Source organism: Sediminicola luteus (assembly GCF_002514735.1).
Taxonomy (GTDB): Bacteria; Bacteroidota; Bacteroidia; order Flavobacteriales; family Flavobacteriaceae; genus HQA918.
Window position 1 is genome coordinate 603,228 of sequence record NZ_NBWU01000001.1, and the last position, 13,871, is coordinate 617,098.

8 protein-coding genes are annotated in these 13,871 nt (G+C 44.9%); all 8 read left to right on the forward strand.

The window, feature by feature from the left end:
* The first annotated feature begins 100 nt into the window (after window positions 1-100).
* The 8 genes from B7P33_RS09320 (at window position 101) to B7P33_RS09355 (ending at window position 13,871) form a co-directional block, all read left to right on the forward strand.
* Entirely contained in the window at window positions 101-2,470 is a 2,370-nt protein-coding gene (locus B7P33_RS09320; RefSeq protein WP_097441698.1) for an ABC transporter permease, read from the forward strand.
* Window positions 2,471-2,574: 104 nt separating this feature from the next.
* Window positions 2,575-4,965: an ABC transporter permease gene (locus tag B7P33_RS09325; protein WP_097441699.1), complete on the forward strand. Its 2,391-nt coding sequence runs from the start codon at window positions 2,575-2,577 to the stop codon at window positions 4,963-4,965.
* Between the two features lie 225 nt (window positions 4,966-5,190).
* Complete coding sequence (locus tag B7P33_RS09330; RefSeq protein WP_097441700.1) at window positions 5,191-7,623, forward strand: ABC transporter permease; 2,433 nt, start codon at window positions 5,191-5,193, stop codon at window positions 7,621-7,623.
* 108 nt (window positions 7,624-7,731) lie between these two features.
* Window positions 7,732-10,155, forward strand: a complete 2,424-nt coding sequence (locus tag B7P33_RS09335; RefSeq protein ID WP_097441701.1) for an ABC transporter permease — start codon at window positions 7,732-7,734, stop codon at window positions 10,153-10,155.
* Window positions 10,156-10,262: 107 nt separating this feature from the next.
* Entirely contained in the window at window positions 10,263-10,925 is a 663-nt protein-coding gene (locus B7P33_RS09340; protein ID WP_097441702.1) for an ABC transporter ATP-binding protein, read from the forward strand.
* 209 nt (window positions 10,926-11,134) lie between these two features.
* Window positions 11,135-11,596, forward strand: coding sequence for a c-type cytochrome (locus B7P33_RS09345; protein ID WP_097441703.1), 462 nt, complete (start codon window positions 11,135-11,137; stop codon window positions 11,594-11,596).
* Between the two features lie 11 nt (window positions 11,597-11,607).
* Entirely contained in the window at window positions 11,608-12,948 is a 1,341-nt protein-coding gene (locus B7P33_RS09350) for a cbb3-type cytochrome c oxidase subunit I (RefSeq protein WP_097441704.1), read from the forward strand.
* A 143-nt stretch (window positions 12,949-13,091) separates the two neighbouring features.
* On the forward strand, window positions 13,092-13,871 hold the full coding sequence (locus tag B7P33_RS09355; RefSeq protein ID WP_097441705.1) for a CbbQ/NirQ/NorQ/GpvN family protein: 780 nt from the start codon (window positions 13,092-13,094) through the stop codon (window positions 13,869-13,871).

Sequence of the window (13,871 nt, forward strand, 5' to 3'; positions counted from 1 at the left end):
TCTAACTCCCCCCCAAGGGGGAGAACGCACAACACATGCCATAAGAAACCATCGAACCTGACAAGTTTTAGAAACCTGTCAGGTTTAAAAACGACAAACCATGTTCAAAAACTATCTGAAAATCGCAAGTAGGAATCTAATAAAGAAAAAAGGCTATTCTTTTTTGAATATTGGGGGATTGACCATAGGTATGGCCTGCAGTATACTTATTCTGCTATGGGTTCGAAACGAATCGAGTTATGATGCTTTTCATGAAAATGCCGATGAAAAATTTAGGCTTACGGCCCAGGCAAACGCCGATTTCAAGGCAGCGGTTAGTCCGGTAGGCATGGTTTTGGGGTTGGGCGAAGAAATGCCCGAGATAAAAGAAAGCTTGTTGCTAAGTAAACCCTTCGACGCCCTCATGGAGGTCCAGGGTACGAAATTCAAGGAAAACGCTGTTTTTTATGCCAGTGACAATTTCCTTCAATTCTTTAACTACCCACTCTTGGAAGGAGACCCGAATACCGCTTTGGTGGCTCCCAACGGCATCGTAATTACCGAATCTACGGCAGAGAAGTACTTTGATAAAAATAATGCCATGGGGCAGTATATTACCATAGACAATGGCGACTCCTTTATGGTAACCGGTATACTGAAAAGCCTACCATCCAATTCCCATCTACAATTTAAGGCCGTACTACCCATGGCCTATATTGCTAACCGAGATCAAGACCTTATCGATAAGGTATGGAACAGCTTTGACTTTTATGGCTATTTCCAATTTGAAAAAGAGGCTGTACAATCGCCTGAGGCCTTTGCGCGTACTATTGAAAAAATCAATACCATATACGCCAAGCGCCAACCCGATTTCGAAATTAAGTTCGACCTTCAGGCCATAAAAGACATTCATTTGCATTCTTCGAATCTGCAGATTGATGTGCCCGGACATGGAAACAGCCTATACGTGAACCTGTTTCTTATAGTAGCTTTCGTAATTCTGATCGTGGCTTGTATCAACTATATGAACTTGGCCACGGCGAAATCGTCTAAGAGAGCCAAGGAAGTTGGCCTGCGTAAGGTGGTGGGGGCCGGCCGCCATCAATTGATTTTACAGTTTTTGGGCGAATCTTTAATCATATCCTTCCTTTCCTTGGCCTTGGCCACGATTTTGGTATATCTGTTATTACCATCTTTCAACGATCTTACACAAAAAGTGTTGTCACCCCAGTTCAACGACCCTTTTATCGTGGTCAGCATGCTGGCAATGGCAATAGTAACCGGAATACTCTCCGGAAGTTATCCTGCTCTATTTTTATCAGGTTTCAAACCTGTACGGGCCTTAAAGGGTAAGTTAATCTTCTCTAAATACAACCAATTCTTCCGTAACGGATTGGTCATTTCCCAATTTGCGATTTCGGTATTGTTACTGATTGGCACCATGGTGATTTACGATCAGGTAAACTATATAAGGGACAAAAATCTAGGCTTTGATAAATCCAACCTTATCTATATTCCAATGGAAGGGGAAATGTTCGATAAACAGGAGGCACTGAAATCTGCTTTGACCCAAAATAAACTAACAAGTGATTTCTCCATAATATCAGATATTCCCGCCAATTTGGTCACCGGTGATTTCAATGTGAGTTGGGAAGGAAAAGACCCTAACCTGCAGGTACTTTTTCCCAGTATCCGATCCGACGAACGGTTTTTAGAGGTCTTTCAAATGCAATTGTTGAGCGGAAGCAATTTCTCTAAGACTTCCTTTGAAAACCACGACTATCTGGTCAATGAAACTACGGTAAAAACCATGGGCCTAACACCAGAGCAGGCCATAGGTAAAAACCTTAGGTTTCGTGGTAATTCCGGAACAATTCTGGGTGTGGTCAAGGATTTTAACTTTAAACCATTACAACATGCCATGGAGCCCTTGATCATACAACACCATAAAGGCGGTAGATACGCCGTGGTAAAGATAGCTCCTAATACCATTAAACCTACTATAGCGGCTCTTGAGGAAATCTATGGCCGTTTAAACCCTGCCTACCCCCTAACATATAATTTTATGGATGCCCATTTAGATGCCCAATATAAGGGCGAGCAACAAATGGGAGCGGTTTTCAATGTCTTTGCCCTTTTGGCCATCTTTATTTCTTGCTTGGGACTATATGGACTTTCCGCTTATATGGCAGAACAGCGTTTTAAGGAAATAGGCATTAGAAAAGTACTTGGGGCTAGTTCTTTAAAGCTTTTACATATGCTTTCCAAAGATTATCTAAAGCTCATTCTCGCCGCTTTTGTTCTAGCATTACCCATTGCCTGGTATATTATGGACCTGTGGTTACAAGAATTTGCCTACCACATCGAAATACAATGGTGGATGTTTGCCTCGGCTGGCTTTATCTTGCTAGTGGTGGCCCTATCGACCGTCAGTTTCCAAAGTATGAAAGCCTCAATGGCAAACCCAATAAAAAGTTTACGCACCGAATAGCCCCCTTTAAAACCACCCAAGGGGGAGAACATATAACACATGCCCTAAGAAACCATCAGACCTGACAGGTTTTTGAAATCAGTCAGGTTTACAAAACGAAAAACATGTTTACTACTCATTTAAAAATCGCTTGGCGCAACCTTCGTAAGAATGCCTTGTTTTCCTTAATCAACATTTTTGGTCTTTCAATAGGTTTGGCGATAACCCTATTACTGTTCCTGTTCATTTCCCATGAACTGAGCTATAATAGCATGTACCCAAAAAAGGATAGGATCCATAGGATATTGATCCAAACCAATAGTGAGTTCGACAATCAAACCTGGGCCACGGCGCCACCAGTTATGGCATCGGCATTAACCAAAGAGGTTACCAATGTTGAATCTGCGGCCAGACTATATAAACATAACTTTGGCAAGTCGGCCTCGATCCGGGCCAATGAGAAAAACTTTACCGAAAACATGTTTTATTGGGTAGATCATGCCCTATTGGATATTTTCGATATTAACATGGTCAAAGGCAACAGCTTCAATGCCCTCACCCGCCCCAACACGGTTATTTTATCTGAATCGGCAGCAAAAAAATACTTTGCCGATCAAGATCCGATAGGGCAAATTTTGCTTGTAGATAACAGCAAACGACTAGAAGTTACCGGTGTGTACCAAGACCATCCCAAGAATAGTACATTGGATGCCGAGATTATGGCTTCTAGCAATGGGGCGTGGTTTTACGAAAGAACCAGTTGGGGTAATGTGAGTTTTGAGACCTATTGCTTATTGAAGGAGCATGTTTCTTTACAAAGTACCGAAATACAAATGGCCCAGATGCTAGACCAAAACGTAGCCAAGGAGGGGCAATGGTACAGCCTTTCGCTTCAACCTTTGGATAAAATCCATTTATATTCAGCATCTTACCACAACTCCTATGCCTCCTACGTCGGTGATATAGGTGAAGTTCGCAATCTCGGCTTTTTGGCCATTTTAATACTCTTGATCGCTTGTATCAACTATATGAATTTGACCACGGCAAAATCGCAAAAAAGGGCCAAGGAAGTGGGTGTAAGCAAAGCCATGGGTGCCCAATCGAAATCACTTTTCTCGCGCTTTTATATTGAAACTGGACTCGTTACGGGTATATCGGTGGTTTTAGGGGTTCTGCTTGCCATGCTGTTACTACCCGCCTTTAACGCGCTGACCGATCAAAACCTCAGCTTACAACTTATGGCTAACGGTACGTTCATCGGGGTTATTTTAGGGGTATGGTTGTTGACTACCGTATTATCAGGGATTTATCCATCCGTTTACCTTTCGAGATTCTTGCCCAAAGAGGTATTATCGCCATCCCAAAAACAAGATCAAGGCAATATATTGGTGCGAAAAGGTTTGGTGGTGCTTCAGTTTGCCGCTTCCGTAATCTTGATCGTTGGGGTGTTGGTTATCTACAAACAAACCCAATATATCCAGAACAAAGAATTAGGGTTCTCGCCCGAAAATGTCATGGCCATTTCCATTAGAGGTCTTAAAGATGGGCAAAACAAAAATGCCCTGGCCCAAGAATTTAGAAGAATCCCCGACGTAAAGGCCGTATCCTTTGCCCAAGGATATCCCGGATTGGATGTCAGTGGGTATGTATTGCAAAAAGATGGTACGGAAAACGAACGGGGACTGAACATCCAAATGAATACGGCCGACAGTGAAATCGCTGAAGTATTGCAACTCAAATTCTTATCTGGCCGAAGCCTGCCTAAAAACAAGAGCGCCAAAGACACCCTAGTTGAAGTTGTCTTAAACAAAAAAGCTTTGGATTACTTAGGTTTCACCGCTGAGGAGGCCATTGGAAAAAATGCCAACATCTTTTACCAACAAGAAGCACGCATCGTCGGAATCGTAGATGATTTCAACTTTGCTTCGCTCCACGAACCTATCGGTGCCTATGCCTTTCACAACAATACCAATGAAGGTAAATCTTTCGTATTGGTGCGATTAAACACCACGAACTTAGCACAAACGGTTTCCCATTTAAAAAGTTCCTTCTCCAAAATAGCCCCCAACCTAGATTTCAGCTATTCATTTCTAGATCAAAACCTGGCCCAATTGTACCAACGTGAAAAAAGAGCCGCCAAGGTCAGTATTATCGGCAGTGTATTGGCCATTACCGTGGCCTGCTTGGGCCTATTTGGCTTGGCTGCTTTTACAGTAGAACAAAGAAGAAAAGAAATTGGGGTTCGTAAAGTTTTGGGAGCAAGCGTTATGGGCATAACCCATATGTTATCAAAAGAATTCGTTAAACTGGTTTTGGTGGCCATGGTTTTGGCTTTTCCATTGGCCTATTGGATCATGTCCAACTGGCTCGAAGGTTTTGCCTATAGGATCAATATAGGATGGATTGTTTTTGTTATTTCGGGTGCTATTGCCTTGATCATTGCCTTATTGACCGTAAGTGTACAATCGATTAATGCCGCCCTGACCAACCCGGCAAAAAGTATACGAACCGAATAGCACAAAACCATCAGACCTGACAGGTTTCAGAAACCTGTCAGGTCTATGATGCCTATTAAGGCCCAATGCATGTAAAAAGAATAGACAGTAACTGTCCATTTTTTTTACACCTTAGAAAACACATTTCAATACAAAACTCTGTATATCTGTATTTTATGATTTCGGCATGGAATTGGTTTCCATAAAAACGTCAATTAAAAATCGAACCTTACACAACTGAGCATTATGTTTAAAAACTATATAAAAATCGCTTGGAGAAGCCTTAAGAAAAGGCCCTTCTTTACCTTTTTGAACACTTTTGGGCTGGCCATCGGTATGGCAGGCGGACTTTTGATATCACTCTATCTGATAGACGAACTTAGTTTTGATACCATGTACCCCGATGCCGACAGGATCTATCGGGTAGATTCCTCAATAAAATTCGGGGGCAAGGCCAGTGAGGTTCCTCAATTATCGGCCCCCATGGGTGCCGCTATGAAAGAAGATTTCCCACAGGTAGAGGAGTTTTGTAGAATGCGCAATTGGGGCAGCACCTTTATTCGCAAAAGCGATGTGGAGAACAATGCCAAAGAAGAACAAATCGCCTTTGCCGACCCTACTTTCTTTGATATGTTCGGTATAGAATTACTGGCAGGCGACGCCAAAACCGCCCTGGAAAAACCCATGACCCTGGTATTGACCCAATCAGCGGCCGAAAAACATTTTGGTGTCCACGAAGCCGTGGGGCAAACCGTATTATTGGATAACGACGACCTCTATACGGTTACCGGAGTTATCGCAGATCTACCCCGAAATTCCATGTTCCGCAACCATACGATCTTTATGGCCATGGATGGCTTGGAAGATTCCCGTGAACCCAATTGGACCAGCCATAACTATTTTACCTTTATCCGATTGGCCCCGGGTGTAGATGTGGCCGATCTTGAACAACCCCTACACGATATGTTGGACAGGTACATCATTCCCTATGTGCAACGTTTTTTTCCGGGCATTACCATGGAACAGTTCGAAGCTTCCGGAAACTACTTGAGGTATAGCCCGATCAATGTTCAGGATATCCGTTTGCATTCCGACAAATACCCCGAAGTGAGCCAAAACGGAAGCATGCAAAACGTTTACATCCTTTCCTTCATCGCCATTTTCTTGATCGTGCTCGCCAGTGTGAACTTTATGAACCTCTCTACGGCACATTCCCTAAAACGGGCCATGGAGGTGGGTATACGTAAAACCTTGGGCTCCCAAAAAACCGATATCGTACGCCAATTCTTGATCGAATCGGGGCTTATTTCATTTATCTCCTTGGTTTTGGCCTTGATCTTAGCGCTTGTGGCATTACCGTTTTTTAACGAGCTCGCCGGCAAAGAACTGCAAATGCCCTTCGAGAACCCCTTGTTTTGGTTCATACTATTGGCGGCTACTTTGGTACTCGCACTGGTTTCCGGAAGTTACCCGGCCTTTTTTATGTCGCGCTTTGGAATCGTTCGGGTACTTAAGGGCACCGGCGATAGTGGTAAGGGTGACGGTACCGTGCGAAACGGACTGGTGGTGTTCCAATTTGCCATTTCCATCTTTTTGATTATTGGTACGTTGGTCGTGTTCCAGCAATTGAAATACATACAAAACAAAGACCTGGGCTATTCCAAAGAACAGGTATTGGTCTTGAACGACCTCTATATGGCCGACGAAGGTATTCCTAGTCTAAAACGCGAAGTGGAACGTTTAGGCCAGGTAAATTCGGTAACGGTGACGGGTTATTTACCCACCCCTTCATCGCGCTCCGATAGTTCTTTTTATGTTGAGGAAAAACCCAACCAAGAAGATGCCATTAGCCTACAACATTGGGTAGTAGATCACGATTATGCCCAAACCTTGGGCCTACAATTGATCGCCGGACGCGATTTTGACCGTGAACGTCTTACCGATTCCACGGCCATTGTTGTAAATGCCAAAGCGGCCAAAGTATTGGGGCTTTCTCCCCAAGAAGTATTGGGCAAACGCCTTTCTAGCGATATGGGCTCGGAAAACCCCTTGTTCTACACGGTTATCGGTGTAGTTGAAGATTTCCATTTCGATTCGCTCAAAAAAGATATTGAGGCCTGGGGTATGTACTTGGGAAATAGTAGAAGTAGAATGGCCATAAAAATGGAAACAGGCAACCTAACCGCAACCCTAAACCAAATAGAGAACCTTTGGCACGAAGTGGCCCCTGGCGCCCCATTCAACTACGAGTTTCTCGATGCTTCTTTTAACGATACCTATAGGGCCGAACAACGCCTCGGCCGTATTTTCGTGATATTCACCATCCTATCTATACTCATCGCCTGCCTGGGTCTGTTCGGCCTGGCCGCTTTTAATGCCGATAAGCGTACCAAGGAAATTGGCGTACGTAAGGTTATGGGCGCATCGGTAGGTCAGATTACCTATCGCCTCACCATGGATTTTTTAAAGTTGGTAGGTTGGGCCGTTTTGGTAGCCATACCCATTGGCTGGTTCGCCATGGATTCTTGGCTCAAAGATTTCTCATACCGGATAAATGTAAGTTGGTGGGTACTGGTTTTGGCGGCCGTGTTGGCGGCGGCCATAGCCATAGTTACCGTGGGCTACCAAAGTATTAAGGCCGCCGTGGTAAACCCGGTTAAAAGTTTGCGTAGCGAATAGTTCAGGCCCCCTCTAACTCCCCCAAGGGGGAGGACGTAAAATATATACCAGAAAATACTCCAAGACCTGACAGGTTTTTGAAACCTGTCAGGTCTAAAAAGCAACACTATGATAAAGCTGTATTTTAAAATCGCCCTAAGGTATTTGTTCAAGAACAAAATGTACTCCTTTATCAATATCGGTGGACTCGCCATCGGTATCGCTTCCTTTGTTCTGATTATGATCTATGTGGCACACGAAAAGAGCTATGACCGTTTCCTAGGCTCAGAAAACGTGTATCGATTGTATATGGATTACCTTGAAGGGGACACCTACGAACCCGGCGATGTAATGACCTATAACGCTTCCGGACCTGAACTGAAATCCATGTTCCCGGAAATAGAAGATTTTGTTCGCTTCTATTATTTTGAACGTATGACCTTTGTGTACGACGATCTTATCTTGGAACAGCCCATAGGCTCCATGGCCGATGCCTCTTATTTTTCCATCTTTGGTTATCCGTTGCTTAAAGGAGCGCCCGAAAAGGCCCTGGAAAGACCGAACACCATCGTGCTCTCATCCACATTGGCCCAAAAAATTTTCGGGATTCAAGACCCTATTGGTAAAACGCTAAAAGCCCATTGGGATAGCTATGAAACCGTATTGACCGTAACCGGGGTTATGGCCGATTTGCCACATAACGCCCATTATCGCAACAACTACCTGATTTCATTCGCCACGGAAAAGACCTGGGGCATTTTTAACGAACAACAGTTGCGGATGAATTTTAATATGAACAACTATTATACCTACATCCGGGTAGCCCCAAATACCGATATCGATCAATTACGCCAAAAGATCATAGCCAGTGATGTAGAGGACAGTGTAGACGAACGCCATAATCTTGAGCATATAGAAAAAATACACCTTTATAGCGATAAACCCTATGAGGTTTCTGTGAATGGTAGCGCCACACGGGTCAACTTTTTGACCGCTATCGCCTTTATTATTCTGGTGCTCTCCTGGTTAAACTACATAAACCTTTCCACCACCAAATCCCTAGAAAGGGCCAAGGAAATCGGTATTCGCAAGGTATCGGGGGCCCAAAGGCCTCAATTGATCCTACAGTCGTTGGTAGAATCGACTTTGATCAATCTGATTGCCCTAGGCATCGGATTGGTATTGGCCTATCTAATATTGCCCCTTTTCAACAACCTGATCGGACAAGACCTTCTTTTAACCGCCAATAGCCTGAACGACATCTTTCCGTATTTGGCCTTTGTTTTGTTCGGAATCGTATTGGCAGGTGTATATCCGGCTCTATTGTTAAGCAGTTATAACCCCACCAAAGCCTTAAAAGGAAAGATCCAGACCCAAACGAGCGGTCCCAACCTTCGCAAAGGACTTATCGTAACCCAGTTTATAGCAACCATCGTACTGCTAATCGGCACCCTTATGGTTACCAAGCAGATCAAATATTTACAAAGCCGCCCCCTAGGTACCAACCTAAATCAGGTGGTGGCCCTAAAAGGGGAAATCATCAGTACCCAATCCGATTCGCTGGTTACCCAAAGCTTTTACACCTATAAAGAAGAAATAGAAAGATTGTCCTTTGTTGAAAATACTGCCGTATCCCAAACCTATCCGGGCGATAGCTTCGATAACCTTTCTTCTACCAAAGGCATTACCCTACCTAATGGCATCAAAAACACCACGGATATTTTTTATACCTATCAGGCCCAAAGTGATTATTTCGATTTGATGGGATTGGAGTGGGTGGCCGGGGGTACCTTTACACCAACTACCCAAGACAACAGTAAACAAGTGGTGGTCAATGAAACCTTTTTAAAGGAAATGGGGATCAGCGCCGAAGCCATAGTGCATAAAAACCTGTCTTTTTGGGGCAACCAAGAATGGGTGGTTACGGGGGTATTCAAAGACTACCACCACTTCGGACATAAAGGAAAATTATTGCCAATGTTGATCCGCCAACGCAGGGGCATTAGCAATCTATTGGTAAAACTGGACCAAAAAGCACTTTCGGCCCAAGGGGTAAGCGGGGCACTTTCGCAACTGGAGGCACAATGGAAGGAGCAATTTCCGAAAAGCACCTTCAAATACACCTTTTTGGATCAGAATTTCCAGGCACAATACCAAGCCGAAAGAAACTTTAGTACCGCCTTTCAGGTCTTTACCTTCCTCGCCATATTTATCGCCGCCCTGGGGTTGTTCGGGCTCACCTCTTATACCGTTGTGTTGCGAAAAAAAGAGATCGGGGTGCGCAAGGTCAATGGGGCCTCCCTATTGGATATATTGCATTTGTTAAATATAGATTTCGTAAAATGGATCGGCCTATCTTTTGTGTTGGCCATTCCGATCGGCTGGTTCGCCATGGATCGTTGGCTACAAGGCTTCGCCTATAAGACCGAACTGAGCTGGTGGGTGTTCGCCTTGGCCGGAATAGCGGCCTTGTTAGTGGCCCTGATAACCGTAAGCGGCCAAAGCCTACAAGCGGCCCTGGCCAATCCGGTAGATTCGTTGCGGGATGAATAAGCCCCTTTGTCCTATCGGACATTTCCCCAAAGGGGAATGGAACAAGCATAAATTATAGACCTGTCAGGTTTTTGAAACCTGACAGGTACAACAAACAAAAAATAGATATGCTCTTAGAATTAAAAAACATCTTTAAATGGGTACAATCGGGCGGACAACGGGTATTTCTGCTCAAAGACATCAACCTACAGGTACAAGAAGGCGAGTTTATCTCCATTATGGGGCCCTCGGGTTCGGGTAAATCTACCCTGCTACATGTACTAGGCATGCTAGACGGATTCAATGAAGGCGAATACCACTTTTTGGAAGGTGATGTACACGGACTCAAAGAAAAGCAGCGGGTAAAATTGTATAAGGAATATATTGGATTCGTGTTTCAATCGTACCACCTTTTGGATGAACTTACCGTATACGAAAATCTGGAAATGCCCTTGATCTATAAAAACATCAAGGGGGCCGAACGCAAGGCCATGGTGGCCGATAGCCTCGACAAATTCAATATCGTGGGTAAAAAAGATCTATTCCCCTCACAACTCAGTGGCGGGCAACAGCAGTTAGTGGGCGTGGCCCGGGCCTTGATCGCCAACCCCAAACTGATCTTGGCCGATGAACCCACCGGAAACCTCAACTCACAACAAAGTACCGAGATCATGGAGCTCTTCCAACAACTGAACCAAGAAGGGGTGACCATAATACAGGTCACCCATTCCGAGAAAAATGCCGCATATGGTTCGCGTACCATCAACCTATTGGATGGTCGAATGATCTAAAAAGAACTTGAATTAGCCGTTCCGAGCACGCTCCCAAAAGGGATATAGCCTTTATTTAGGTTGTGTCCCTTTTTTTGGATCCCATCAAAATAAAATACCTCTTTATCCTTTTTATGACATTTATCATTTTCAGCAGATCGCCCTCAACGTATTTTTACCCAATTAAAAGATATTAATGTCTTTTTATCAACCCTAAAACCTGCGAAGATATGTTATCCAAAAAACAAGCAAGGGCTTTTTTTCTGGGCGGGACCTTGGTAACCTTCCTGATCTTTATCGGGCTGACCATTTACTCCTTCACGGAAACTAATGACCAATCGAACGAAGAAAACCTCAGCGCTTCGGCCATTCGTGGTAAAGTGATCTGGGAAGAAAACAACTGCATGGGCTGCCATACCATTTTGGGTGAAGGCGCCTATTATGCTCCAGAACTCACCAAAGTGATCGATCGCCTAGACCAAAAATACAATGGTGAAGGCGAAGCTGTAATCAAAGGAATTTTGATGTCTGAAGTACCCTGGCAACCCAATGGCCGTAAAATGGTCGCTTATGGTATGAGCGAACAGGAGGCCGAAGATGTGGTAGAGTTCCTAAAATGGATCGGAGAAATTGACCTGAATGGCTTTGATAGGGTGGTATCGCCCTTGGCCAAAGATAAAATGAACCAATAACCCCCATTACAATGAAATACAAATCTCAAAAAGTCGCTTATTGGTTCTTCGCCCTCTCCATGTTGCTTTTGGTCTTGCAGCTGGTGTACGGCTTCGTTATGGGTTTTGCCCGTATCGGAATGGATAACCTACATGAAATCATCCCATTCAACACCGCAAGGGCGGTACATACCAACCTATTGGTGGTGTGGTTGCTGTCCGGTTTTATGGGCGCCGCTTACTATATTATTCCCGAAGAGGCACAACGCGAACTCGTTAATGTAAAACTCGCCTATGTACAGCTGATCAGTTTGGCCGTAGTGGGTGTTATTGCCATCGTTGGCTATCATTTCAACTATTGGGAAGGTCGTAAATTCCTCGAAATTCCGCGTCCGCTCGATTATTTGGTGGTCGTTAACGTCTTGCTTTTCCTCGGGCTCATCCTCGCCACACTTTTTAAGGGAAAACGGAAAACCACAACCGCCCTCGTACTATCCATGGGGCTTTTGTTCGCGGCCTTACTGTACCTACCCGGTATGTTGCCCTTTGATAGCCAGGTTAAGGATTCCTTTTTCCGTTGGTGGGTAGTACACCTTTGGGTAGAAGGGGTATGGGAATTGATCATGGGAGGTATCCTTTCCTTCCTATTGATCAAACTGACCGGGGTAGACCGCGAGGTCATTGAAAAATGGTTATACGTAATCGTCGGTATCACCTTCCTTTCTGGGGTATTGGGTACCGGACACCATTATTACTATATCGGCGTAAATAAAATTTGGCTCATCGTTGGGGGTATATTCTCTGCCCTAGAACCTTTGGCATTCTTGGCCATGGCCCTGTTCGCCGTGAATATGTACCGCAAAGGCGAAAAACGCCATCCGAATAAAATGGCATTGTACTGGACCCTAGGGGCCGCTATTGTTTCCTTTGTAGGTGCCGGGTTATTGGGCTTTGCCCATACCCTACCCCAGACCAACATCTATACCCATGGTACCTTGGTGACTGCTATGCACGGCCACTTGGCCTTTTGGGGCGCCTATGGTATGATCGTACTGGCCATTATCAGTTATAGTCTGCCCAACCTTACCGGTCGTAAGTTCTACGATAGTACCCGCGGGCGCTTGGCCTATTGGCTCTCCAATATTGGTATGATCGGCATGACCGTGGCCTTCGGGGTCGCCGGTGTGGCCCAGGTATATCTAGAACGGAAATTTAAAATGGACTTTATGGAGGTACAGCAAGAAATCAGTATCCACTTTGTGGTACTCATGCTCTGTGCCACCATGTTCGTTACCGGTATCGTGTTCTATATTATCGATTTCTATAAACACGGAACACCCACGGATGAAGCCTTAGAAGCTTCTCCGGCATAATATACAACGTGGTTCGTTTGCCATTTTGATCGGTCGGTCTCCTACTGTTACTTCCACTCCATGCACTTTGGACCGGCCGGTTGGGATGGCTTTTTTATTACCCCTACCGCGTATTGTTTAATTGAACTTGAATCAATCGGAATATGGAACCAAATATCCCCTACTACAAACCTTTGGGTAAGGAAATCGAAGTCTTTACCCATGCCTATTCGAATAAGATACCGTTTCTGCTGAAAGGTCCTACGGGTACCGGGAAATCGAGGTTTATCGATTATATGGCCCATAGTTTGGATCGAAAGCTAATTACCGTGGCCTGCCATGAAGAAACCTCGGCCACCGACCTTATTGGCCGATATATTTTAAAAGGGGCCGAAACCGTATGGACCGATGGCCCTTTGACCACGGCCGTTAAAGAAGGTTGTATTCTCTACCTCGACGAGATCGCCGAAGCCCGCCCCGATGTTATGGTGGCCATCCACCCTTTGACCGACCACCGGCGCGAATTGTATATCGATAAGCTGGGGCAAAGCTTAAAGGCCCATCCCGATTTTATGTTGGTGGCCAGTTTTAATCCGGGATATCAAAGAGGATTTAAGGAAATGAAGCCCTCTACCCGACAACGGTTTACGGCCATGGGTTTTAGCTATCCGCCACCCCAAGATGAGGCCGATATTTTAAGTAATGAGTCCGGAGTGGATGCCGATACCGCCAAAAAGTTGGTGGCCATCGGCAATAAGATCCGCAACCTGACCGAGCTCGGATTGACCGAAACGGTCTCAACCCGCCTGTTGGTAGATGCGGCCAAACTGATCCATAGTGGTTTGCCTAAACGCCTCTCGGTACATGTGGGTGTGGTAGAACCCCTTACCGACGACCCCGATATTATTACCTCTTTAAAAGATTTGAGCGACCTCATGATCTAG

What these genes read in the sequence shown, in the direction of transcription:
- B7P33_RS09345 (WP_097441703.1), top strand. Translation starts at nt 11,135, where the DNA reads ATGTTATCCAAAAAACAAGCAAGGGCTTTTTTTCTGGGCGGGACCTTG.
- B7P33_RS09330 (WP_097441700.1), top strand. Translation starts at nt 5,191, where the DNA reads ATGTTTAAAAACTATATAAAAATCGCTTGGAGAAGCCTTAAGAAAAGG.
- B7P33_RS09355 (WP_097441705.1), top strand. Translation starts at nt 13,092, where the DNA reads ATGGAACCAAATATCCCCTACTACAAACCTTTGGGTAAGGAAATCGAA.
- B7P33_RS09350 (WP_097441704.1), top strand. Translation starts at nt 11,608, where the DNA reads ATGAAATACAAATCTCAAAAAGTCGCTTATTGGTTCTTCGCCCTCTCC.
- B7P33_RS09340 (WP_097441702.1), top strand. Translation starts at nt 10,263, where the DNA reads ATGCTCTTAGAATTAAAAAACATCTTTAAATGGGTACAATCGGGCGGA.
- B7P33_RS09335 (WP_097441701.1), top strand. Translation starts at nt 7,732, where the DNA reads ATGATAAAGCTGTATTTTAAAATCGCCCTAAGGTATTTGTTCAAGAAC.
- B7P33_RS09325 (WP_097441699.1), top strand. Translation starts at nt 2,575, where the DNA reads ATGTTTACTACTCATTTAAAAATCGCTTGGCGCAACCTTCGTAAGAAT.
- B7P33_RS09320 (WP_097441698.1), top strand. Translation starts at nt 101, where the DNA reads ATGTTCAAAAACTATCTGAAAATCGCAAGTAGGAATCTAATAAAGAAA.